General features: G+C 69.6%; 16 protein-coding genes. 10 read left to right on the top strand and 6 right to left on the bottom strand.

Annotated elements, in window-relative coordinates; all coding sequences use genetic code 11:
• The first annotated feature begins 39 nt into the window (after positions 1-39).
• From Ahu01nite_RS42585 to Ahu01nite_RS42570, 4 genes are all read left to right on the top strand, one after another.
• On the top strand, positions 40-2,370 hold the full coding sequence (locus Ahu01nite_RS42585) for a ribonucleoside-diphosphate reductase subunit alpha (RefSeq protein WP_203842484.1): 2,331 nt from the start codon (positions 40-42) through the stop codon (positions 2,368-2,370).
• A 41-nt stretch (positions 2,371-2,411) separates the two neighbouring features.
• A complete protein-coding gene (locus tag Ahu01nite_RS42580) occupies positions 2,412-3,407 on the top strand; it encodes a ribonucleotide-diphosphate reductase subunit beta (RefSeq protein WP_203842483.1) in 996 nt (331 codons plus the stop codon).
• A gap of 62 nt (positions 3,408-3,469) precedes the next feature.
• Entirely contained in the window at positions 3,470-5,071 is a 1,602-nt protein-coding gene (locus Ahu01nite_RS42575; RefSeq protein WP_203842458.1) for a diguanylate cyclase domain-containing protein, read from the top strand.
• Positions 5,072-5,107: 36 nt separating this feature from the next.
• Entirely contained in the window at positions 5,108-6,724 is a 1,617-nt protein-coding gene (locus tag Ahu01nite_RS42570) for a methyl-accepting chemotaxis protein (protein ID WP_203842457.1), read from the top strand.
• Here the strand turns inward: Ahu01nite_RS42570 and Ahu01nite_RS42565 are convergent.
• Complete coding sequence (locus Ahu01nite_RS42565; RefSeq protein ID WP_203842456.1) at positions 6,712-8,070, bottom strand: pyridoxal phosphate-dependent decarboxylase family protein; 1,359 nt, start codon at positions 8,068-8,070, stop codon at positions 6,712-6,714. The two genes, Ahu01nite_RS42570 and Ahu01nite_RS42565, sit on opposite strands and share 13 nt — an antisense overlap.
• Before the next feature lie 99 nt (positions 8,071-8,169).
• Here Ahu01nite_RS42565 and Ahu01nite_RS42560 point away from each other — a divergent pair, with 99 nt between their 5' ends.
• Positions 8,170-8,823 (top strand): helix-turn-helix transcriptional regulator, encoded by a 654-nt coding sequence (locus Ahu01nite_RS42560; protein ID WP_203842455.1) that lies wholly within the window; start codon positions 8,170-8,172, stop codon positions 8,821-8,823.
• Positions 8,820-9,914, top strand: a complete 1,095-nt coding sequence (locus Ahu01nite_RS42555) for a threonine synthase (protein WP_203842454.1) — start codon at positions 8,820-8,822, stop codon at positions 9,912-9,914. The genes Ahu01nite_RS42560 and Ahu01nite_RS42555 overlap by 4 nt, the downstream gene beginning before the upstream one ends.
• Positions 9,915-10,181: 267 nt before the next feature.
• Here Ahu01nite_RS42555 and Ahu01nite_RS42550 read toward each other — a convergent pair whose 3' ends face one another.
• Entirely contained in the window at positions 10,182-10,889 is a 708-nt protein-coding gene (locus tag Ahu01nite_RS42550) for a TetR/AcrR family transcriptional regulator (protein ID WP_203842453.1), read from the bottom strand.
• A gap of 137 nt (positions 10,890-11,026) precedes the next feature.
• Here Ahu01nite_RS42550 and Ahu01nite_RS42545 point away from each other — a divergent pair, with 137 nt between their 5' ends.
• Complete coding sequence (locus Ahu01nite_RS42545; protein WP_203842452.1) at positions 11,027-13,261, top strand: MMPL family transporter; 2,235 nt, start codon at positions 11,027-11,029, stop codon at positions 13,259-13,261.
• Between the two features lie 353 nt (positions 13,262-13,614).
• Positions 13,615-13,977: a LiaF domain-containing protein gene (locus tag Ahu01nite_RS42540; RefSeq protein WP_203842451.1), complete on the top strand. Its 363-nt coding sequence runs from the start codon at positions 13,615-13,617 to the stop codon at positions 13,975-13,977.
• Between the two features lie 48 nt (positions 13,978-14,025).
• On the opposite strand, the gene Ahu01nite_RS42535 is transcribed toward Ahu01nite_RS42540, so the two are convergent.
• The gene (locus tag Ahu01nite_RS42535; RefSeq protein ID WP_203842450.1) at positions 14,026-14,667 is read right to left on the bottom strand and encodes an MBL fold metallo-hydrolase; all 642 of its coding nucleotides are present in this window, start codon (positions 14,665-14,667) and stop codon (positions 14,026-14,028) included.
• Positions 14,668-14,840: 173 nt separating this feature from the next.
• Here Ahu01nite_RS42535 and Ahu01nite_RS42530 point away from each other — a divergent pair, with 173 nt between their 5' ends.
• Complete coding sequence (locus Ahu01nite_RS42530; protein WP_203842449.1) at positions 14,841-15,437, top strand: MarR family winged helix-turn-helix transcriptional regulator; 597 nt, start codon at positions 14,841-14,843, stop codon at positions 15,435-15,437.
• A gap of 6 nt (positions 15,438-15,443) precedes the next feature.
• Here the strand turns inward: Ahu01nite_RS42530 and Ahu01nite_RS42525 are convergent, their stop codons facing one another.
• The 3 genes from Ahu01nite_RS42525 to Ahu01nite_RS42515 form a co-directional block, all read right to left on the bottom strand.
• Entirely contained in the window at positions 15,444-17,279 is a 1,836-nt protein-coding gene (locus tag Ahu01nite_RS42525) for a serine/threonine-protein kinase (RefSeq protein WP_203842448.1), read from the bottom strand.
• Between the two features lie 170 nt (positions 17,280-17,449).
• Positions 17,450-20,257, bottom strand: a complete 2,808-nt coding sequence (locus Ahu01nite_RS42520) for a response regulator (RefSeq protein ID WP_203842447.1) — start codon at positions 20,255-20,257, stop codon at positions 17,450-17,452.
• Positions 20,258-20,389: 132 nt separating this feature from the next.
• On the bottom strand, positions 20,390-20,974 hold the full coding sequence (locus Ahu01nite_RS42515) for a DoxX family membrane protein (RefSeq protein WP_203842446.1): 585 nt from the start codon (positions 20,972-20,974) through the stop codon (positions 20,390-20,392).
• 189 nt (positions 20,975-21,163) lie between these two features.
• Here Ahu01nite_RS42515 and Ahu01nite_RS42510 point away from each other — a divergent pair, with 189 nt between their 5' ends.
• Entirely contained in the window at positions 21,164-23,545 is a 2,382-nt protein-coding gene (locus tag Ahu01nite_RS42510; protein WP_203842482.1) for a phosphoketolase family protein, read from the top strand.

The raw sequence follows: 23,545 nt of genomic DNA, 5'->3' as shown, positions 1-23,545 counted from the left end.
GCTCGCGAGGAGAGAGTTTTCGTGCCGGTAAAACAAGTGATGCGGGTGCTCAAGCGTAACGGCGACACCGAGCCGGTCGACGTGAACAAGATCGTCAAAGCGGTGGAGCTGTGGGTCGCCGACCTCGACGAGGTCGACCCGTTGCGGGTGGCGACCAAGACGATCAGCGGGCTCTACGACGGGGCGACCACGGCGGAGCTCGACAAGCTGTCGATCCAGACCGCGGCGGAACTGACCGGTGAGGAACCGCAGTATTCGAAGCTGGCGGCGCGGCTGCTGGCCGCCTTTGTGGACAAAGAGGTGCGCGGGCAGGGCGTGGCAAGTTTCAGCCAGTCCATCCGGTACGCGCACCAGCAGGGACTTGTCGGCGACAGCACCGCGGAATTCGTGGCACGCAACGCCCGCAAACTCGACGTCGCGATCGACCCGTCGGGGGATCTGCGGTTCGAGTACTTCGGACTGCGTACGGTGGCCGACCGTTATCTGCTGCGCCATCCCGACACGCGACTCGTGGTGGAGACGCCGCAGTACTGGCTGCTGCGCGTGGCGTGCGGGTTGTCGCAGACCGCGAACGAGGCGATCGGTTTCTACAGGCTGATGTCGTCGCTGGCGTATCTGCCGAGTTCGCCGACGCTGTTCAATTCCGGCACGAGGCACACCCAGATGTCGTCGTGTTTCCTGGTCGACTCGCCCCGCGACGAACTCGACTCGATCTACGAGCGCTATCACCAGGTCGCGAAGCTGTCGAAATTCTCCGGCGGCATCGGTATCTCGTGGTCGCGGGTGCGTGGCCGGGGCGCGCTGATCCGGGGCACCAACGGCAGATCTAACGGCATCGTCCCGTTCCTGAAGACGCTCGACGCCGGGGTGGCCGCGGTCAATCAGGGCGGGCGGCGTAAGGGTGCCGCGTGTGTCTATCTGGAGCCGTGGCACCCGGACATCGAGGAATTCCTGGATCTGCGGGACAACACCGGGGAGGACTCCCGGCGTACGCACAATCTCAATCTGGCGAACTGGATCCCGGATGAGTTCATGCGCCGGGTCGAGGCCGACGGCGACTGGTCGCTGATCGATCCGTCCGACGCGCCCGAGCTTCCCGATCTGTTCGGCGACGAGTTCGATCTCGCTTATCGGGCCGCGGAGAAGAACGCTGTCAAGACCGTCAAGGCCCGCGACCTGTACGGGCGGATGATGCGCACCCTCGCGCAGACCGGCAACGGCTGGATGACGTTCAAGGACCCGTCGAACCGCCTGTCGAACCAGACGGGCAAGCCGGGCAACACCATTCATCTGTCGAACCTGTGCACCGAGATCCTCGAGGTCAACACCGACGACGAAACCGCGGTCTGCAACCTCGGCTCGATCAACCTCGGTGCCCATCTGCGCGACGGTGACATCGATTGGGAAAAGCTGCGGGCAACCGTACGCACAGCAGTTGTCTTTCTGGACCGGGTCATCGACATCAACTACTACCCGGCGGAGCAGGCGGCGGCGTCGAACCCGCGCTGGCGTCCCGTCGGCCTGGGGCTGATGGGGCTGCAGGACGCGTTCTTCATGCTCGGCCTGCCGTTCGACTCCGCGGCGGCGAAAGAGCTGTCCACCCGCGTGCAGGAGGACATCTACCTGACCGCGCTGGAGGCGTCGGCCGGCCTCGCCGAGCAGTTCGGGCCGCACCCTTCGTACCAGGAGACCCGTGCCGCCGGCGGTGATCTGCACCCCGACCTGTGGGGTGCGGCCGTCAGCCAGACCGAGCGCTGGGCGACTTTGAAAGAGCGTGTCGCAACGACCGGACTGCGCAACTCCCTGCTGATCGCGATCGCGCCGACGGCGACCATCGCGTCGATCGCCGGCTGTTACGAGTGCATCGAGCCGCAGGTGTCGAACCTGTTCAAGCGCGAAACGATGTCCGGCGAATTCCTGCAGATCAATACCTATCTGGTACGCGAACTGAAAGCCCGTGGCCTCTGGACCGCACCCGTTCGCGAGCAGATCCGGCGCGCCGAAGGATCCGTGCAGGGCATCACCGAACTTCCCGCCGACATCCGCGAACTGTTCCGTACCGCGTGGGAACTGCCGCAGAAGGCACTCATCGACCTGGCCGCCGCGCGGGCGGCGTTCATCGACCAGTCACAGTCGCTGAACCTGTTCATGAGCGCGCCGACCATCGGCAAGGTCTCCTCGATGTACCTCTACGCCTGGAAAGCCGGCCTGAAAACGACGTACTACCTGCGCTCGCGCCCCGCGACGCGCATTCAACAGGCCACCGTCGCGGTGCTGCCGGCCGTGACGATCGCCCCCCAGGCCGACGCCGACGCCGAAGCCCTGGCCTGTTCCCTGGAAAACCCCGAAAGCTGCGAGGCCTGCCAGTGACCACCATTCCTTCTCAGAGCACCGGCCCGGACAGGCAGCAGATGCTGCTCGACCCCGGCATGGACCTGACGCTGCGCCCGATGCGTTACCCGCATTTCTTCGACCGGTTCAAGGACGCCATCAAGAACACCTGGACCGTGGAGGAGGTCGACCTGCACGGCGACCTCGCCGACCTGGCGAAACTGTCACCCGCCGAGCAGCACCTCGTGTCGCGGCTGGTCGCCTTCTTCGCGACCGGTGACACCATCGTCGCGAACAATCTCGTGCTCAACCTGTACCAGCACGTCAATTCGCCCGAGGGCAGGCTGTACCTGTCGCGGCAGCTGTTCGAGGAAGCCGTACACGTCCAGTTCTATCTGAACCTGCTCGACACGTACGTCCCGGATCTCGCCGAAAGGACGGCTGCCTTTTCGGCGGTGGAGAACATCCCCTCGATCGCGCGCAAGGCCGAATTCTGCTTCAAGTGGATCGACTCGATCTACGAGATGCGCTCGCTGCAGACCCGCGAGGACCGCAGGGCGTTCCTGCTCAACGTGATCTGTTTCGCCGCGTGCATCGAGGGTCTGTTCTTCTACGGCGCCTTCGCGTACGTCTACTTCCTGCGTTCCCGCGGCGTCCTGCAGGGGCTGGCGTCGGGCACCAACTGGGTGTTCCGCGACGAGTCGATGCACATGGCGTTCGCGTTCGACGTGGTCGACACCGTCCGCGCCGAGGAACCCGGCCTGTTCGACGCCGAGATGGAGCAGCAGGTTCGCGACATGCTCGCGGAAGCGGTGGAGTGCGAGGTCCAGTTCGCCGCCGACCTGCTCGACCAGGGCATCAGCGGCATGTCGCTGCCGGACATGCGCGAATACCTGCAACACGTCGCCGACCGGCGGCTGGCGGTGCTCGGGATCGAGCCGATGTACGGCAGCGGGAACCCGTTCGCGTTCATGGAACTGCAGGACGTCCAGGAGCTGTCGAACTTCTTCGAGCGGCGCGTGTCCGCGTACCAGGTGGGAGTGACCGGAAGCGTCTCCTTCGACGACGACTTCTGAGGTCTGCGGCCCGGCCCGGCTGTGGCGTTCAGCGTCACGGCCGGGTTGCCGATCAGGAGTAGGTGAGCATCGTGCAGAACCGGTCGCCGCGGCGCCGATGGACCGGTGTGGTGCTCGTGGTGCTGGTGCTGCTGGCGGGTTCCGCGGTGTCGCTGGCGGCCTTTGTGGCGGTGGAGGCCGGTGAGGACCGGTACGCCGGTCAGGTGATGGACCGGTACGCCGACGACATGGCCGAGACGGTCACCGATCGGGTCGCCCGCTACGGCGCCACCCTGAGCGACCTCGCGTACGCCGTGGGAGCCCAGTCCGGCCTGCGCCGCGACGCGTTCACCCGGATCAGCGCCGGGCTCGACGCGACGCGGCTGCCCGGTGCCACCGCCGTCGGTTTCGTGGTGCCGGTCGCCACCGATCAGATCGCGGCGGCGCAGCTGCTGTGGCGTGCGCGTGGGGCGACGGGGCTGACGCTCGCTCCGACGTCCGGCACGTCGTCCCACGAGTTCGTCATCTATGAGAAGGCGTTCGACGACCAGCAGAAAATGCAGGGTACCGATCTCGCGATCAGCCCGGCCCTGACGACCGTACTGTCCGTGGCCCGGCACAGCGGCTCGCTCGCGATGAGCCCCGGATATCAGCTGCTGCGCGACCGGTGGAGGAGCCCCGAGGAGCGCCAGACCTCGGCGGTGCTGGCCGCACCGGTCTACACCGGCCTGGGCTCCACGGCCCCGGACGAGTTCGAGGGCTGGGTGGTCATGGGCCTGCGCGGGCAGGACTACCTGGCGCAGGCCCTGCTCAGCCAGGGCGATGACGCGGTGGACGTCACCGTCACCGACGTGGCCGGCACCGTCATCGCGTCCGTCTCACCCGGCACCCGGCTGGGGGATGTCTCGCTGGCCCGGCAGCAGACCGTCACCGTCGGGCAACGCCGCTGGCAGCTCGCGATGTGGCCCACGACCCGCCTGCTCACCACGACCGACCGGGGGCTGAGCCGGCTCACCCTGGCCGCCGGTGCGGCGCTGTCGGTGATGCTCGCCGCGATGACCGGGATCCTGGCCGGCAGCCGCAACCGCGCGCTGGAACACGTCGACCGGGCCACCAGCGAGCTGCGGGACGACATCACCCGGCGCGAGCTGGTCGAGGCGCGGCTGCTGGAGCGCGAGGAGCAGCTGCAGGAGCTCGCGTTCCACGACCCGCTCACCGGGCTGGCCAACCGGCTGCTCTTCTACGACCGCCTCACCCAGGCCCTGGCCAACCACGTGCGCGGCAACCGTACGTTCGCCGTGCTCTTCATCGACCTCGACGGCTTCAAACAGGTCAACGACCAGCGGGGTCACACCGCGGGCGACACCGTGCTGCGCGTCGTCGCCGCCCGCCTGCGCACCGGGTTGCGCGCCGGCGACACAGTGGCCCGGTTCGGCGGCGACGAGTTCGCCATCATCATCGAGAGCCTGACGGGCATCGCCGACGCCCGGCCCACCGCCGAACGCGTCATCGGCGTGGTCCAGGAACCGATCGACATCGACGGTCTCCCGGCGAGGGTGTCCGCCAGTGTCGGTATCGCGGTCAACCACCCCGGCGCGAGCGCCGACGACATCATCCGTGAGGCCGACGCCGCGATGTACACCGCCAAGACCGGCGGGAAGAACCAGTACGCCGAGGCCGTTTAGGGCGGTTCGCAACCTGGTGATGATGTCCTGAGCGGTATGACGCCATCGCAAGGGGCCACCGGCTGGCTGCGCTCGCTCAGGGACCGCCGGGTCGGCACCAAGATCATGATCGCGGTAGGGCTGGTCGCGGTCTTCAGCGTCTTCGACGGCCTGTACGCCATCCGCAGCCTCGGTGCCACGAACGACCAGGTCAAGACGGTGTACGGGCACAGCGTGGAGCTCGACACCATAGGGGAACTGCGCAGTGCGGTGAACCGGACCTGGCTCGCGGCCGACGACTACTTCCTCGCCGAGGACGACGCCGGGCGCACCACGGCCGACACGGCGCTCACCGCCGCCCGGGCCGACGTCGGCACCAGCGCGGCCGCGTACAGGACGTATCAGCTCGGCACCGAGGCGACGAGCACGATCAGCGCGTTCGACACCACCTGGGCACAGTATCTGGCCCTGCTGCAGGACCAGCTGATGCCGCTGGCCGACAAGGAGGACGCGACGGCGCTCAACACGCTGCGGGCGGGCACCCAGGCGGCGCTGCTGACCACGGTCCGGCAGCAGTTGAGCACCCTGTCCACGATCACCGTGACGGCGGCGAGCCACCAGGAGAGCACGGCGGAGAGCCGCTACCAGTCCACCCGTACCTGGGTGATCATCATGTTGGTGGTCAGTGCCCTGGCCGGAGTGGCCCTCGCGTTCGGGATCAGCCTGCTGATCGTGCGGCCGCTGGCCCGGTGCGTGCGTACGCTGACCGCGATCGGTGGCGGCGACCTCACCGCCCGGGTCGAGGTGGAGAGCCGCGACGAGATCGGGCAGCTCGCCGGCACGCTGAACGGGACGGGCGAGGCGATGGCGGACATGGTCCGCAAGGTGGGGGAGAGCGCCGACCTGCTGGCCTCGGCGTCCGAGGAGCTGTCCTCGGTTTCCTCGGAGCTGTCGGCGTCGGCCGAGGAGACATCCACGCAGGTGAGCACGGTCTCGGAGGCCGCCGGCCAGGTGTCGCAGAGCGTGCAGGCGGTTGCGGCGGGCGCGGACCAGATGGGCGTGTCGATCAGGGAGATCGCCACCAACGCGGGCGAGGCCGCGGGGGTCGCCGCGGAGGCTGCCCGCACCGCCCAGGCCACCAACGCGAGCGTCACGAAGCTCGGCGACGCCTCCACCCAGATCGGCACGGTCGTCGCGTTGATCACCGCGATCGCCCAGCAGACGAACCTGCTCGCCCTGAACGCGACCATCGAGGCGGCCCGGGCGGGCGCGGCCGGTAAGGGGTTCGCCGTGGTCGCCTCCGAGGTCAAGGATCTGGCCCAGGAGACCGCGAAGGCCACCGAGGAGATCTCCGCCCAGGTCGCCGCGATCCAGGCGGAGACCGGCTCGGCCGTGCACGCGATCGGCGAGATCGCCACGGTGATCAACACGATCAACGACTACACCACCACGATCGCCGCTGCGGTCGAGGAACAGACCGCCACGACCGGGGAGATCGCTCGCAGTGTCGGGAGTGCCGCTGAGGGCGCGGCGAGCATCTTCGAGAACATCACCGGCGTCTCCCAGGCGGCCGGCCAGGTCACCGCGGGCGCCAGCGACACCCAGCAGACCTCGGGCGAGCTGGCCCGGATGGCCAGCAGCCTCAGCGCCACCATCGCCGCCTACAAGGTGTGACGCAACGTCTCGAAGATCTCCTCCGCGTCCTGCACGGTGGTCCGCCAGTTGCTGAACGCCGCGCGGATCCCGGGCTGCCCGTCGTACACGGTCGGTGTCAGAAACGTCCGGCCCGTTGCGGTGACGGCTCGCAGGGCAGCCGGCACATCGCCTTCGATGGCGAAACACACGACGTTCATCCGCACCGGGGCCAGTAACCGCACGCCGGGCACAGTGCCGAGCAGCTCACCGAGCCTCCGGGCCGCGGCTGTGTTGCGCTCAACGATCTCCCGATGCCCATTCGCACCGTACGCGGTGAGCGCGAACCAGGCCGGAAGTGCTCGGAAACGCCGCGAGTTCTCCGGGGTGAGGTGCATGAAGTCCGGGTTCTCGCCGGGGTCGCCGAGGTACGCGGCGGCGTTGCGGAACACCGCCACCTGCAGGTCGGGGCGGCGGGTGAACTGGACCGCGGCGTCGTACGGGACGTTGAGCCATTTGTGCAGGTCGGCGCAGACCGAGTCGGCCTCGTCCAGCCCGTCCAACAGGGGTGCGTGCTCGCGGGACAGTGCGGCGAACAATCCGAACGCGCCGTCCACGTGCAGCCAGAACGGGTAGCGCTGCCTGAGATCGGCGATCGCGCGCAGGTCGTCGAAGTCCACGGTGTTCACGGTTCCGGCGTTGGCGACGACGATCGCGGGTCCCTCGGCGAGGGCCGCTTCCAGCGCCGCGAGGTCGACAGCTTCGCGTCCGGGCAGCGTCGGCAGGACCCGCACCTGGTTGCGGCCGACGCCGAGCATCGAGGTGGCCTTGACGATGCTGGAGTGCGGCGTGCCGGACAGCACCCGAAGCGGTGGCACGTTCCGCAGGCCGTCCTCGGCGGCGTCGGCCCCGTACTGCTCGCCGTACCACTGGCGGCCCAGCGCCAGGCCTACGAAGTTCGACATCGTCGCGCCGGTGACGAAGCTGCCGCTGAACGTGCCGGGCAGGCCGAACAGGTCGCGCAGCCAGCGGACGGTCTCCCGTTCCAGGTCCGGCGCCGCGGAGCCGGCACCCGAGGAGAGGTTCTGGTCCAGCGCGCTGGTGAGCCAGTCACCGGCGACCGCGGCGGGGGTGGCGCCACCGGTGACGAACCCGAGGTAGCGCGGGCCGGCGCTGCCCGACATCCGGTCCTGCCAGCGCTCGGCGAAGCGGTCCAGCGCGCCATCGAGGCCGGCGCCCTGCTGGGGCAGTGTTTCCGGTGACGGCGGCTCACCGGGCAGGGCGACCGGGCGGTCGTCGAGCGAGGCCAGGACCTTGACGGCCTGATCGCGTACGGCGGTCAGCAGGTCGGGGAAGCGGGCCAGGTCGCCGGCCAGGATGGGGTCCATGTGATCACGCTAGGGAGCGTCACCGCGAAACGATCGGGCCAATCGTGAACCTCTGGCCGTGGACTTTTCATCCAGGTGCTAGACATTTACTATGAGGGAGTGAGTGCGGATGCGATTCTTACGGCGTTACTGCCGGTGATCGACGGGCTGGCGGCGACGTTCGGGCCGACCTGCGAGGTGGTGCTGCACGACTACCGGCGGGGGGAGCAGTCGGTGGTGGCGGTCTCCGGCAAGGTCACCGGGCGTAAACCCGGCGGGGCGCTGAGCGAGATCGGGCTCGCTGTGCTCGCCCAGGGTGATGCCGCGGCCAACGACATCAACTACCTGACGCGTACGCAGGAGGGGCGGATCGTGAAATCGTCGACCATGCCCCTGCGCGACGAGACCGGTCACGTCTTCGGCGCACTCTGCGTCAACATCGACGTCACCGCCCTGCGCCAGGCCGGTGACCTGCTGACGGCGCTGGCCGGATCGCCGTCCGCCCCGATCCCGGCCACCACGTTCAGCGACGACTTCGACGACGTGGTCGACGCGCGGATCCGGGCCGAGGAAGCGTTCCGGGGCAAACCCGCCGCCAGCCTCACCCGCCCGGAAAGACTCACGCTGCTGCAGGCTCTGGACCGGCGCGGCATCTTCACCGTACGCAACGCGGTGCCCCGGGTCGCCGAACGCCTCGGGATCTCCCGCTCCGCGATGTACGCCGACCTGGCCGACTGCCGCCGGCCCCCGTCTGATGAGGATGCTGAATCATGAGGCTGAGCTGCGCTTCCTGCGGACGGACGTACGCGCTGAGCGACCTCGTCTGGCGCTGCGCGGACTGTCACGGGGTGCTCGACCTGACCGGGTTCACGCCGGTCATGCCCCCGCCCGGCGAGCTGGCGCTGCGGCGGCCCAGCCTGTGGCGCTACGCCGAGGCCCTGCCGATCGCCGAACCACCCGAGATCACCCTGGGCGAGGGACTGTCCCCGCTGGTCAGCGCCCCGGGGCGGCCCGGCGTCCAGCTCAAGGTCGACTATCTGATGCCGACCGGCTCCTTCAAGGACCGCGGCGCCGTCCTGCTGGTCGCCCTCGCCGCGAGCCTCGGCGTCACCCGGCTCCTGGCCGACAGCAGCGGCAACGCGGGAACTGCCGTTGCCGCTTACGCTGCCCGGGCCGGGATCGGATGCGACGTCTACGTTCCGGAAAGTACTTCGGCGGGGAAAGTCGCGCAGCTCCGGGCGTACGGTGCGGAGGTTTGTGAAATCCCCGGAAGCCGTGAGGACACCGCCGAGGCTGCCGCCCGCGCCGCCGATGTGCCTGGCATTTTTTATGCCAGTCACGTTTACCATCCGTTCTTTCTGCAGGGCACCAAGACCTACGTCCTGGAATTGTGGGAGCAGTCGGGCGGCCGGTTACCGGAAACGCTGGTGCTGCCCGTCGGGAATGGCACGCTGGTGCTCGGCGCCTATCTCGGCTGTGTGGAACTGCTCGCCCAGGGGCTCATCGACAGGCTTCCACGCATCGTCGCGGTGCAGGCCGCCGGGTGTGCGCCGCTCGCCACCGCGTTCACCGACGGCCTTTCCGGCCCGGCTGACATCACCCCTTCGGGCACGGTCGCGGAAGGCATAGCGATCGCCCGCCCGGCCCGCGGCGCGCAGATCCTTTCCGCCGTACGCGAAACCGGCGGCTCGATCGTCACCGTCACCGACGACCAGGTCCATTCCGCGCACACGGAGCTGGCCCGCGCCGGCCTCTATGTCGAACCGACGTCGGCCGTGTGCTGGGCGGCGATCACTTCGTCCGGCCTGGAGAATGCCGTAGCGCCCCTGTGCGGCAGCGGCCTCAAATCGAAACCTCCAGCCTGACCTTGTCGGAATCCCCGGTTTGGCTCAGGTCGAATACCGCCGGCCTGACCCCGGTCGAAGCCGCTGGCCTGGCGCAGGTCGAACCCCCGGCCTGACTCAGATCGACCCCCCGGCCTGACCTTGTCGGAATCCCCGGCTTGGCTCAGGTCGAATACCGCCGGTCTGACCCCGGTCGAAACCGCTGGCCTGACTCAAGTCGACCCCCGGCCCTGCTTGGCCGAAACCGACGGCTTGACTCACATCGAAACCGCCGGCCTGACGTTGCCGCTAATCGGTGGGGGTGAGCTGTGCGAGCATGGCGCGCAGGGCTGAGTCGAACAGGGCCGGGCTGTCGGCCATCGGCGGCGGGAACTGGCCGTTGAGGTCGAGCGAGATGGCGCCGTGCATGACGGAGTAGCACCACATCGAACCGGCCAGGGCGCCCGCGGGTAGCTCCTGGCCGGTGTGCTCCGCCCAGACCCGCATCGACTCGCGGAGCTTGTCGTCGAGGGTGCGGTCGAGCCGGTCCACATCGATCAGGCCGCCGGCGACGGCGTCGGCGGTGAGCTGAATGAGAATCCCGAACGAACGGCCCGCCGCGGCATACGTCTCGGGCGTGCCGTTGTAGTCGGGCAGTGACGTCGAGAAGATCAGGGCCCACTCGGTGCGGTGACTCATGGCCCAGCCGCGATACGTGTGCGCGACCGCCATGAACACCTCGAAGGCGTTCTGCCCCGCGGCACCCGCGCGGACATATGTCTCGTTGACCTGCTCGCCGAGCGACTCGTAGGCATCAACGATCAGCGCGGTCAGCAGATCGTTGCGGCTCGCGAAGTAGCGGTAGAGCGCCGACGGTGCCATGCCCATCTCGCGCGCGACGTGACGCAGCGACAGGACCGCGGGGCCGGACTCCCGCATCGCCGCCCAGGCGTGAGCCTTGATCTCCGCCTCGGTCTCCGCCCGCCGCCGGTGCCGATGCGTCGTCATCTCCGCCATCACGCCACCCTATCGCAAAGTGAACACTGTTCTCTATGTGAGCACCCGTCTTGACGAGCAGCGCTCACCATGTGAACACTGTTCTCGTTGCGATCAGTGATCGCACAACGGTCGGCCGGTCTATCGAGGGGTGCCACATGAGCTTTTTCGTCCGAAGAGGGCGCCTTGTCCTCGTCATTTCAGCGGCGGCCCTCGTCGTGATGGCGTTCCTGGCGAGCGGCGCGTTCAGCGCGTTGAAGAGCGGAGGCTTCGACGACCCGCAGTCGGACTCCAGCAGGGCGGCGGCGCTGCTCAACCGCGACTTCGGCGGCCAGACGAACCTGCTGCTGCTGGTCGCCCCGGCCAACGGCGCAGCCCTGGACTCTCCGCCGGTGACCGCCCTGGCCCGGCAGATCACAACCGGCCTCGCCGCACGAGGTGACGTCGAATCGATCAGCTCCTACTGGGACGCGCAAGCTGCCGCGTCGAAGGGTGGGGACGGGCAGGCCGGCGGGTCGAAGGGCGAAGACGGGCAGGCCGCTGCGTCGAAGGGCGAGGGCGGGCAGGCTGCTGCGTTGAAGGGTGAGGACGGGCGCTCGGCGCTGATCACCATGCATGTGAGCGGGGACGAGGCCGCGAGTGCGGAGGCGGCGAAGGCGATCGTCGCGGCGTACGCGAAGCGGGATGGTCCGGCAGAGGTCCGGGCGGGAGGTCAGCTCGGGGTCGGCGGGGACATCGGTGATCAGCTTGCCAGGAGCCTCGCGATTGCGGAGGGCATCGCCGTGCCTGTCACGCTGGTTCTGCTGATCCTCGCGTTCGGTAGCCTGCTGTCCGCGCTGCTGCCGCTGGTCATCGGGATCATCGCCGTCGCGGGTACGTTCGCCGAGCTTGCCGTCCTGGGCCGGCTCACCGACGTCTCGCTGTACTCGGTGAACCTGACGACCGCGCTCGGGCTGGGGCTCGCCGTCGACTATTCGCTGCTCATGGTGAACCGGTTCCGGGAGGAGCTGCGGCGCGGCGCCGACGTCGAGAGCGCTGTCGCCACCACGGTGCGCACCGCCGGCCGTACGATCGTGTTCTCCTCCGCGACCGTGGCCGTCGCTCTCGCCGCGATGCTCCTCTTCCCGGTCTACTTTCTCCGGTCCTTCGCGTACGCGGGGATCGGTGTCGTGGTGATCGCCATGATCGCCACCCTGACGACGTTGCCCGCGCTGCTCGCCGTTCTCGGCACCCGCCTCGCGCCCCGCCGCGCAGCCAGCGACGAGAGCGCGTTCTGGCGCCGCGTCGCCACCGCCGTCATGCGCAGGCCCGTCGCGATCGCGTTGCCCGTCATGGCCGCGCTGCTGTTCCTCGGCACGCCCGTCCTGCACATCGCCTTCGGTACGCCGGACGACCGTGTCCTGCACAGTTCCGTCCCCAGCCGTCAGGTCGGTGACGTGCTCCGGGCGGACTACAGCGCCGCCGCCACCTCTACCGTCGACGTGCTCGTCACCGGCACCGCCCCCGCTGCTGTCGCCGGCGCCGCCCCAGCTGGGTTCGCCTCCGACGTCGCCGGCAAAGCCCCGGCTGCTTTTGCCGCGGAGGTCGCCGCCCTGCCCGGCGTGGCCGGCACCCGCGCGCCCCGCACCGCGAACGGCACGACCTACCTCGCTGTCACCGCCCGAGGCGATGACGAATCCCTGGTCCGGGCGATCCGCGCGCTACCCGCCCCCGCCGGCACGACGGTTCTCGTGGGCGGTGCCGCCGCGGCGCTGATCGACGGTAACGACGCCATCATCGGCACGCTGCCGTGGGCCGCCCTGTGGATAGCGCTGACCACGCTGATCCTGCTGTTCCTGTTCACGGGCAGCGTCGTCCTGCCGGTGAAAGCCCTCGTACTCAACGTCCTGTCGCTCTCCGCAGTCTTCGGCGTGCTCGTCTGGATCTTCCAGGACGGCCACCTGTCCGGACTGCTGGGCTTCACCGCCATGCCCGTCAACACCGCGATGATCGTGCTCATGTTCTGCATCGCGTTCGGCCTCTCGATGGACTACGAGGTCTTCCTGCTCGCCCGCATCAAGGAAGCCCACGACCACGGCGCCGGCACCGTCGACGCCGTAGCCACCGGTCTGGCCCGGACCGGGCGCATCGTCACCACCGCCGCCGCCCTGCTGGCCATCACCTTCTTCGCCTTCGGCACCGCCCAGGTCAGCTTCATCCAGCTCTTCGGCATCGGCACCGGCATCGCCATCGTCCTGGACGCGACCATCATCCGCGGGCTGCTCGTCCCGGCGTTCATGCGCGTCGCCGGCGACCTCAACTGGTGGGCCCCCGCACCCCTGCGCCGCCTGCACGACCGGATCGGCCTCACCGAGAAGGACGAACCCGCCCCCGCTGCCCTCGTCCCGGCCTGACCGGCGCGCCCAGGGTTCGGGTGGCCTGCGCGCCGCGGCTCGGCCTGATCGGCGCGCCCAGGGTTCGGGTGGCCTGCGCGCCGCGGCTCGGCCTGACCGGCGCGCCCGGGGTTCGGGTGGCGGGCGTGCAGCGGTCCGGGCGTGCAGTGGTCCGGGTGGGTGGCGGCTCGGGTGGGTGGTAGGGGAGGCGGGCGGGCGTCCGGCACTTTGGGGGGCGCGCCGGACGTCCGCCCGTACCGGATAGGGAAGCAGGGTGCCGCGAAAGCTGAGCGAAACAGTCATGACATCTGTCATCGGTCGGCCGTGTGTGATGGCACAGGCGTGCGCGGGCTGATGTCCTTATCGTCATACCCATGGATGCCACAGACTCCCCGCTCTTCACCCGTCGCGACGGTTCGGCCTGGTTCGTCAATGTGCTCGGCGGTCTCAAGCGTGGTGGTGCGTGGAGGATGCCGCGGGACATGTGGTTCGTGAGCCTGATCGGTGGCGCGAACCTCGATCTGACCGCCGCCGAGCTGCCCGAGCGCCCGGTGCTGTCCAAGGTGTCACTCGTGGGCGGGGTGTCGCTGGTGCTGCCGCAGGACGTCGCCGTCGAGGTGGAGGGCTTCCGTCTTTTCGGCGGGGTCCGGGTCCAGGCAGGCACCGTGGCCGCCACTCGCACGCTGAAGATTCGTGAGTACAGCGTTGCGGGCGGCGTGCACGTGCGGCGGGGCTAGAACGCGCAACCCAGCCGCCACCGGGCGAGAGAGCCGGTGGGGGCGATGTCAGACCGTGGCGGACTCGCCGTGGGGGAGGATGTCGAGGGGGATGCCGGTCAGGCCGTCGGCGCCGAGGAACATGCGGGCGGAGTTCTGGCCGAGCTCGCTGAGCATCAGCTCGTGGACCTGGATCATCCGGGAGGGCTTGACCGCGCGGGCGAAGTCGGCCGCCTCGCCGAACTTCGTCCACGGGCCGCTCGTCGGCAGGAGCAGCGTCTCGACCGGCGCGTCGGGGACCGCATACGAGTCGCCGGGGTGGAAGACGCGGCCGTCGATCAGGTAGCCGACGTTGTCGACCAGCGGGACGTCGTTGTGGATCAGGGCGTGGCGCTCGCCGTGCACCGCGATGGTGAAGCCCGCCGCGTCGAGCTGGTCGCCGGCGTGCACCACGCTGACCTGGCCGTCGCGCTCGCCGAGCGTCTCCTGGACCGCGGCCGGCCCGTAGACGCGCAGGCCGGGGCGGCGGTCGAGCTCCAGCTTCAGCGCGGCCTCGTCGAAGTGGTCGAAGTGCTCGTGGGTCACGAGGACCGCGTCCGCGGCGGCGATCAGCTCCGCGGCGTTCGGCGTGAACGTTCCGGGGTCGATCAGCAGGGTCCGGTCACCGTCGGTGAATGTGACGCACGCGTGGGCGTACTTGGTGAGGCGCATGTGGATCTCCTTCTGGGTCTAGATCATTTCTACACACGGGCGGGAGCGCGCATGCCATCCGGCGGTGATGTGCTGCCCTTCGCCACCGGCAAAGGCCCGTCGCCACTGGATAAAGTCTTTGTACAGCCGCGTTGTACATTCACAACTATACAGCTGCGTTGTATAGTTGTCTCATGGCGTCGGACACACCCGCGGATGAGGACCTAGCCGAGCTGCTCAGGCAGGCGATCGGCCGGTTCGTGCGCACCACCAGGTCGCACGCGGACACGCTGCCGCCGGCCCAGGCCACCGCGCTGGGCGCCCTGGACCACGGGGGTCCGCGGACCATTGCCCAGCTGGCGGCGGCCCGGGGAGTGAAACATCAGAGCATGAGTCGTACGGTCGGGGAGCTCGAGACCCTCGGCCTGGTGGCCCGCGAGCCGAGCCCGAGCGACGGCCGGGCCTTCGTCATCACGCTCACCACGGCCGGTGCCACCGCGCTCGACGCCGACCGCGAGGCGCGACGGCACTGGGTGGCAGGTGCCATTGCGACCCGGCTGAGCCCTGCGGAGCGTGAGATCCTGCACGCCGTGCCGGCCCTGCTGGACCGCCTCTCGGCATCCGGCGAAAGTGCCTTGCCCGCGCTCGTCAACCGCCTCTTGGCGCCGAAAGAGGGTCGCGCGCAGCCGGGGAACGCCGCGCCGGTCCTCGGGCACGACTCGGCCGGGAATGGCGGAGGTGGAGTGGAGGCCGCGGCGGGTGGGAGCTCAGCGCCGCCGGTGAGGAACTGAGCGGGGTCAGTCCGTGGTGGAGGAGACCGGGACCGCGGAGTGGGTCGTGGCCGGGGGGTCCACCGGGTCGGTCGACGGTTCGGGGGTGTTGGTCGGCTCGTCGGTGGGGGTCGGGCTGGTGGTCGGGGTCGGGATGGGCGGCGAGGGTTTCGGTGTCGCCGTCGGGGAGCTGGTGGGGGTGTGGCCGGGGGTCGTCGGTGTTGCTGAGGGGGTCTTGGCCGGTGAGGTCCGGGGCGGGGTGTGCGGGGCCTTCGTCGGTGTCGTGGACGGGGCGGCCGGGGATGTCGTCGCGCGGGTGGTCTCGACCGGGTCTTTGATGGGGCGCCAGTCCGTTGCGCCGGTGGTGGTGGGGGTGGCGCTGCTCGGCGCGGCGGAGGGTGACGGGGCCGCGGTGTGGGGGTGCGGTGTCGGGGCGACCGCGGGGATGCCCGCGCCGCCGGCCGCCGCTGCCTCGGCCTGGCGGCCGCCGGGGGTGGAGGCGCCGTTCACCAGCTGCAGGCCGAAGATGCTGACGACTGCGGCGGCCACGGCGACCGAGGCCATGATCGCCTCGCGGCGGCGGGAGCGGCTGCGGGAACCCGAGGCCGGGTAACCCGAGGCCGGGTAACCCAAGGCCGGGGAACCGGCCGTAGCGCCGGCACCAGCAACAACAAACTCGCGAGCAGCAGCGCCGCCAGGACTGGAGCCGGAACGAGGGGCAGCAGCGCCGCCAAGACCGGTGCCGGAACGAGGAGCGGCAGCGCCGCCAAGACCGGTGCCGGAACGAGGAGCGGCAGCGCCGCCGGGACCAGAGCCGGAACGAGGAGCGGCAGCGCCGCCGGGACCAGAGCCGGAACGAGAAGCGGCAGCGCCGCCGGGACCGGAAGCGGAACGAGAAGCGGTAGCGCCACTAAGACCGGTGCGGGCACTGCGAGCAGTGGCGCCGCCAAGACCGGTGCCGGCACCGACAGTGGAGCCGGGCCGGGAGCGCTGGGAGCGGGTGCCGGGCAGCAGGACGGAGCCGGCGATCGCGGGGCGGACGGTCGGCATGAGGCCGGCGGTGCGGCGCAGGGTTTCGGCGGCGTGGGCGGCGGTGGGGCGGCGAGCGGGGTCTTCGGAGGTGCAGGCTTCGTAGAGCCTGATGATGTCGCGGGGCAGGCCGGGGATGCGGGGCAGGCGGGGGGTGCGCTGGTCGTGGCGCAGGGCGAGGATCTCGCCGACGGTCTGGCCGGGCCAGGCGGGGGTGCCGGCGAGGCATTCGAACAGGAGCAGGCCGAGGCCGTAGACGTCGGCGGCGGGGAAGGTCGGCTCGCCGCGGAGCTGCTCGGGGGCGAGGCTGGCGGGGGTGCCCCAGAGGCGGCCGTGGGTGTCGACGCTGTTCTGGCCGGCGACGGCGGCGATGCCGAAGTCGACGACCTTGACGCCGGTGGGGGTGAGCATGACGTTGCGGGGCTTGACGTCGCGGTGCACGAGGTTGCGCTCGTGGGCTGCGGCGAGGGCGGCGGCGGTGGCGGCGCAGATCTCGGCGGCACGGTGCCAGTCGAGGGCGCCCGTGCGGGCCAGCTCGTCGGCGAGGGTGTCGCCGTCGAGGAACTCCATGACCAGGTAGGGGACGCGCTCGGTGCCTTCGAGGGCCTCGCCGTAGTCGTAGACGCGGGCCACGTTGGGGTGGTTGAGGCCGGCTGCCGTGCGGGCCTCGCGCAGGACGTCGATGGAGGGCTCGTTGCCCTCGGCGCGGTAGGACGAGAACAGCTTGATCGCGACCCGGCGTTTGAGGGTGCGGTCCCAGCCGCGGTGCACGACCGCGCTTCCGCCGCGCCCGACGGCCTCTTCCACCCGGTAGCGCCCCGCGAGCGTTCGCACCCGTGACCCCCCAGTGGCCGCCGTCGATCCGCCACGGTTACTCTCCGTGTCGGCTCCGTCGTGCGGGAAATCGCGCACGGTGGATGGCACGCATACTAGCGGACCTGGGGAATCAACGAACAGTGCCGGGAATCGATCCGGCCGTCCGCCCTCTCACACTGTGTGACCGGTCACAACGGGGAACCTACGGCGGTGGGTGCGGTGTACTCAGCGACGAGGGTGGCGCAGATCTGGTCGATCCGGGCGTATTCCGCACGGATCGCGGGCATGGTTTCTTCAGAGGTGGGAAGCTCCGACCCGGACCGGGCCGCCGACTCGACCGCCCCGAGCAGGTCCGCGAGGGCGGTGATGCCGAGGTTGCCGGCGGTTCCCTTCAGCGCGTGGGCCGTGGAACGGACGGTTTCCCCGTCGCCGGCGACCAGCGCGGCCTCGAGCGCGTCGATGACGGCCGGGGTCTTGGCGGTGAAGGACGTCAGCATCCCGGCGAGCATGACGCGTTCGGCCTCGGTGGGGTCGGGGTCGGTGATGTCGGCGAACCGGGCCCTGATCAGGGCCGCGCGGTCGTCCCCGACGGGCAGCAGACCCTGGCGGACCGCTTCCTCGACGTCGCGACCCGCGGTCACCCGGGCGAGGGCCTGGGCTATGTCATCCAACCGTACGGGCTTGGCGAGGTAGTCGTTCATGCCCGCCAGATGGCACGCGGTCCGGTCCTCGATGAGCACGCTGGCGGTCATGGCGATGATGTACGGCTGCCGCCCGGCGGGCAGCTCGGCGCGGATCACCCGGGTCGCCTCGAGCCCGTCGAGCACTGGCATCTGGATGTCCATGAGCACGACGTCGTACGGTGCCTGCTGAATCGCCTGCACGGCTTCGCGGCCGTCGGCGACGGTGTGCACGCGGTGACCGAGCTTGGCGAGCATGTGCTGGGCGACCTGCTGGTTGACGTGGTTGTCCTCGGCGAGCAGGATCCGCAGCGACCGCTGGTGGGGCGCCGGGGTGCCGGTGGACGGCGTCCAGGCGGCGGCGGGTTCGGCGGGCAGGAGCAACCTGACCAGGGTGGTGTGCAGCGTGCTGGCGCGGGTGGGCTTGGTGAGGACCGCGTCGAACAGCTCGCGCTGACCGGGCTCGGGCTGCCACGTGATGCTGCTCGTGAGCAGGAGCGGCAGGTCGGCCGTGGCGGGGGCGTCACGCAGCGCGGCGGCGAGTTCGAGGCCGCTGAGTCCCGGCATGTGCATGTCGAGGATCGCGCAGTCGAATTCCTCCCCGGCTTCGATGTGCGCGAGGGCGTCCCGTCCGGACGCGGCGACCGTACAGTCCATTCCCCAACCGGCCAGCTGGCGCTGGAGAACCGCGCGGTTGGTGCTGTTGTCATCCACGACCAGGGCGGACCGGCCGATGAGCCGCAGCTCGGAGCGGTCGGAATCGGTCACGTTCTGAGGGCACGCCCGCAGCTGGGCGGTGACGGTGAACGTGGAACCGACGTTCTGCTCGCTGGTGACGGTGATGTCGCCGCCCATGGCGCGGGCCAGCCGGCGGCTGATGGCCAGGCCCAGCCCGGTGCCGCCGTAGATCCGCGTCGTCGACGCGTCGACCTGCACGAACGGTCGGAACAACCCGTCGACCTTGTCCTCGGGGATGCCGATCCCGGTGTCCCGCACGGCGATGGTGACCAGCAGCCGGTCGTCGGCCGCCGCCTCGGCGGAGACGGTCTCGGCGGACAGGGTCGCGGAGGAGACAGCCTCGGCGGACACGGTCGCGACCACCTCGCCGCGGTCGGTGAACTTCACGGCATTGGAGAGCAGGTTGATCACGATCTGCCGCAGCCGGGTCGCGTCGCCGCGCAGCACCGGCGGGCAGCTCGGGTGGACGTCGCCGACGATGTCGATCTTCTTCTTGCCGGCCGGCACCGCCATCAGCGCCAGCGAGCTGTCCAGGAACTCCCGGACCTCGAACGAGGCGTCCTCCAGATCCAGCTGATCCGATTCGATCTTCGACCAGTCCAGGATGTCGTTGATGACCACGAGCAGAGATTCACCACTGTCGCGTACGGTCGTCGCGAGCTCCTGCTGTTCCAGCGTCAACTCGGTGTCGAGCAGCAGCCCCGTCATGCCGATCACCGCGTTCATCGGCGTACGGATCTCGTGGCTCATCGTCGCCAGGAACGCCCCCTTGGCCGCACCCGCGTGCACCGCCTGGTTCCGCGCCTCCAGCAGCGCCCGGCTCGAGGCGTTGACCGCCATGGCCATCCGGGCGATCTCGGCCGGCCCGGCCTCGGGGGCGCGCGCCTCCAGGTCACCGGCTGCGACCTCGTCGGCCGCCCGGGTGACCGCGCGCAGCGGCCGGGTGATGCGCAGGGTCAGCCACCAGGCAACCAGCGCGATGAGGACCGCCGCGATGCCGGTGCCCCAGACGATCGTCATCTCCGTCCGCGCGGCATTCTGCGTGCTGAGCGCTTTGCTCCTGTCCAGCCGTCCCATCTCTTCCAGCTGCATCTGGTCGAGCGTGGTCTGGATGTCAACCATGGCGAGGGCGCCGTCGTTCTTGCCGACGACATCTCGCGCTGCGGAGAAGCCGCCCCATCGGCGCAGCGCGATGGTGCGTGCGAGTTCGTCGAGCTTGGCTCTCATCGGCGCCTCGAGCACTCGCAGGCGACTTTCCTGGCTGACCTGGCCACGAATGGAATCGCTCAGCGACTCCTGAATCTTCGGGATCACGAAGATCGCATTCTGATAAGGGGCCAGATAACCCTCGTTGCCGGTGATGATGTAGCCGCGCTGGCCACGCTCGGCGTTCGCGATCTCCACCCGCAACTGCGCGATCCCGTCCAGTACGTCGTGGGATGCCTCTACCGCGTCGCGATCCGTCAGCTGTTGCTCGATGCGCTGATAGGCGCTGGCGCCGAGGGCCACCAGCAGCGTGATGGCGAAGATGTACGCGATCATCAGCGCGCGCCCGATCGGCCAGGCGGCGCGCGGCACCCGCGTCGATGCCTTCGGCCTGACCAATGCCCTGAGGAACACCACAATCACTTATCGGCAGTCGCGCCGAACGGCTTAGCGCGCCGGCTCACCCGGCCGTGATCCGGCCGGGTGAGCAGTGGGGCGGGTGGGTCAGATGAGCCAGCGGTTCTTCTGGACCAGGGGCAACCGGGCCCACACGCGGCCCAGACCCCAGGTGTGACCCGCATAGGTCAGAGCGAGAACCACGCTGGTGACGGCGTAGATGAAGTGGTAGTCGGTGACCGGGTTGCTCGAACCGCTCGGCTCACCGGCGCTGGTGTGCTGGGCGAGCGGGAACTCCGCGAACCACATCATCGCCATCATGAGGACTGCCGCTCCCGCGGCGATACGCAGGCCGACCCCGGCGATCAGGGCGACCCCGATGGCGAGCAGGCCGAGCATGAACGCCCAGTTGGCGAACGTGGTACCGGCGAGACTGTGGAACGTGCCCTGGAACGGGCCGACGTCGACCGAGGACAGGAACCCCTTGGTGGGCGACCCACCGTTGATCCACGCCTTGGCGGACGGGGTCGAGTAGCCGAGGCCGAACAGCTTGTCCAGGAACGCCCACAGGAAGACGAACCCGGTGGCGACCCGCAGGACGGCGAGGGCCCTGGCGGCGGTGGTGCTGAGCATGGCGCCCGGCGCCTCGACCCGCTCGAGCTCGGCGGCGTGGCTGTGTCCGGTGGTGGTCATCGTTGCCTCCTCCTTGATGTCTTGTCACCTCCCACTCTGGCCGGGTCCGGGTCGCCGCACCCGGGCCTGAAGAACCCTCTCGAGGGGGTCCAAAGACCCTTACGGCGAACCCCGCGCCGCTCATAGCGTGGCGGAGAAGGACGAAGACCTGCGGAAGGAAACACCGTGACCACGGTTGCCCCCGACCTGATGCGTGCGCTCGCCGAGCCCGGTGCGGACGACGTCGCCCGGCTGGATGCCTGGTGGCGGGCTGCCAACTATCTGACCATCGGGCAGATCTATCTGCGGGACAATCCGCTGCTGCACCGGCCGCTCACCGCCGCCGACATCAAGCCGCGGCTGCTCGGGCACTGGGGGACCAGCCCCGGCCTGTCGTTCATCTACGCGCATCTGTCCCGGCTGATCCGCGACACCGGTCAGCAGGCGATCTACCTCGCCGGTCCCGGGCACGGCGGCCCGGCGCTGGTGGCCGCCGGATACCTCGAGGGCACCTACAGCGAGATCTACCCGCGGGTGAGCCAGGACGAGGACGGCCTGCTGCGGCTGTTCCGCCAGTTCAGCGCGCCCGGCGGCATCCCGAGCCACGTCTCGGTGACCACCCCGGGCTCGATCCACGAGGGCGGCGAGCTCGGGTACGTGCTGGTCCACGCGTTCGGCGCGGTCATGGACAACCCCGACCTGCTCGCGGTGGCCGTGGTCGGTGACGGCGAGGCGGAGACCGGCCCGCTCGAAGGCTCGTGGAAGGGCGTCTCGTTCATCAACCCGGAACGCGACGGCGCCGTGCTCCCGATCCTGCACCTCAACGGCGCGAAGATCGCCGGCCCGACGGTGCTCGCCCGCAAGGACCGCGACGAGGTGCGCTCGCTCTTCGGCGGCCACGGGTACGACGTGATCGAGGTCGAGGGCGACGACATGCCGGGCATGCACTACCGGTTCGCCGCCGCGCTGGCCGAGGCGTGGGGCAAGATCAGAGCCATTCAGGACGAGGCCCGCAACGGTACGTGGGACGGCGTGCGACCGATCTGGCCGATGATCATCCTGCGCTCGCCGAAGGGCTGGACCGGTCCGGAGAAGGTCGACGGCATCCAGGTGACCGGATCGTGGCGCTCGCATCAGGTCCCGCTGTCCGGGGTCCGCGACAACCCGGAGCACCTGGCGTTGCTGGAGACGTGGCTGCGGTCGTACCGTCCGGAGGAGCTCTTCGACACGACCGGGGCGCCCGTCGACGCGATCCGGGAGCTGGCACCCCAGGGGGAGCTGCGGATGAGCGCCAGCCCGCACGCGAACGGCGGTGTGCTCACGCAGGACCTCGACATCCCCGACTTCCGGGACTACGCCGTCGCCGTGAAGGATCCGGGGGCGGAGCGCGCCGAGTCGACGCGCAAACTCGGCGAGCTGATGCGTGACATCTATACGCGGAACCCGTACACCTTCCGCCTCTTCTGCCCGGACGAGACGAACAGCAACCGCCTCGGCGCGGTCTTCGAGGTCTCCGATCGCGGCTTCATGGAAAGCGTCACGGACGCCGACGTGAAGATCAGCCGGGCCGGCCGGGTGATGGAGGTGCTCTCCGAGCACAACTGCCACGGCTGGCTCGAGGGATACACGCTGACCGGGCGGCACGGGATGTTCGCGACCTACGAGGCGTTCGCGATGGTCAGCGCGTCACAGACCGTCCAGCACGGAAAATGGCTGCAGGAGGCCAGGAACCTGCCGTGGCGCGCGAAGGTCCCCAGCCTCAACGTGCTGCTCACGTCGACGGCGTGGCGCAACGACCACAACGGCTTCTCGCACCAGGGCCCGGGGCTGATCCAGGTGGTGCTCACCCAGCGTGGTGACGTCGCCCGCGTCTACCTTCCGCCGGACGCCAACACGCTGCTCTCGGTCGCCGACCACTGCTTCCGCTCGCGTTCGTACATCAATCTGATCGTCATCGACAAACAGCCACAGCTGCAGTGGCTCACCATGGACGAGGCCGTCGACCACTGCGAACGCGGCGCGGGCGTCTGGGAATGGGCCGGCACCGACGACGGCTCCACCGACCCGGACATCGTCCTCGCCTGCGCGGGTGACGTGGTCACCATGGAGACGGTCGCGGCGGCCCAGATCCTGCGGGACAAACTGCCCGGCCTGAAGGTCCGCGTGGTGAACGTGGTCGACCTGATGACTCTGGTACGCCCGAAGGACCATCCGCACGGCATGAGCGGCACCCTGTTCACCGAGCTGTTCACCGACACGGTCGACGTGGTCTTCTCGTTCCACGGCTACCCGGGCGCGATCCACCAGCTCGTCCACGGCCGCCCCGACGCCGACCGCTTCCGCGTCCGCGGCTTCATCGAACAGGGCACCACCACGACCCCCTTCGACATGACCGTCCGCAACAAGGCCTCCCGCTACCACCTCGTGATCGATGCCATCAACAACAGCAAACGCCTCCCCCGCGGCGCCGCCGATCTCAAGACCTGGTGCGAGAGCCAGCTGGCCCGGCACGAGCGCTACGTGGTCGACAACCTCGAGGACATGCCCGAGGTCCGTGACTGGTCCCTCGGCGACTGGGCCACCCGCGCATGA

Origin of the sequence: Winogradskya humida, from assembly GCF_016862215.1 — a bacterium.
GTDB classification, from domain to species: Bacteria; Actinomycetota; Actinomycetes; order Mycobacteriales; family Micromonosporaceae; genus Actinoplanes; species Actinoplanes humidus.
The sequence above is the reverse complement of the archived record's forward strand: the minus strand, read 5'-3'. Positions and strand labels throughout refer to the sequence as shown.

Bases quoted from the DNA above. Each gene is read 5' to 3' on its own strand.
- Ahu01nite_RS42555 (WP_203842454.1), top strand. From the start codon at position 8,820: ATGAGGCTGAGCTGCGCTTCCTGCGGACGGACGTACGCGCTGAGCGAC.
- Ahu01nite_RS42515 (WP_203842446.1), bottom strand. From the start codon at position 20,974: ATGACCACCACCGGACACAGCCACGCCGCCGAGCTCGAGCGGGTCGAG.
- Ahu01nite_RS42535 (WP_203842450.1), bottom strand. From the start codon at position 14,667: ATGCGCCTCACCAAGTACGCCCACGCGTGCGTCACATTCACCGACGGT.
- Ahu01nite_RS42510 (WP_203842482.1), top strand. From the start codon at position 21,164: ATGCGTGCGCTCGCCGAGCCCGGTGCGGACGACGTCGCCCGGCTGGAT.
- Ahu01nite_RS42530 (WP_203842449.1), top strand. From the start codon at position 14,841: ATGGCGTCGGACACACCCGCGGATGAGGACCTAGCCGAGCTGCTCAGG.
- Ahu01nite_RS42580 (WP_203842483.1), top strand. From the start codon at position 2,412: ATGCTGCTCGACCCCGGCATGGACCTGACGCTGCGCCCGATGCGTTAC.
- Ahu01nite_RS42585 (WP_203842484.1), top strand. From the start codon at position 40: ATGCGGGTGCTCAAGCGTAACGGCGACACCGAGCCGGTCGACGTGAAC.
- Ahu01nite_RS42565 (WP_203842456.1), bottom strand. From the start codon at position 8,070: ATGGACCCCATCCTGGCCGGCGACCTGGCCCGCTTCCCCGACCTGCTG.
- Ahu01nite_RS42545 (WP_203842452.1), top strand. From the start codon at position 11,027: ATGAGCTTTTTCGTCCGAAGAGGGCGCCTTGTCCTCGTCATTTCAGCG.
- Ahu01nite_RS42570 (WP_203842457.1), top strand. From the start codon at position 5,108: ATGACGCCATCGCAAGGGGCCACCGGCTGGCTGCGCTCGCTCAGGGAC.
- Ahu01nite_RS42540 (WP_203842451.1), top strand. From the start codon at position 13,615: ATGGATGCCACAGACTCCCCGCTCTTCACCCGTCGCGACGGTTCGGCC.
- Ahu01nite_RS42550 (WP_203842453.1), bottom strand. From the start codon at position 10,889: ATGGCGGAGATGACGACGCATCGGCACCGGCGGCGGGCGGAGACCGAG.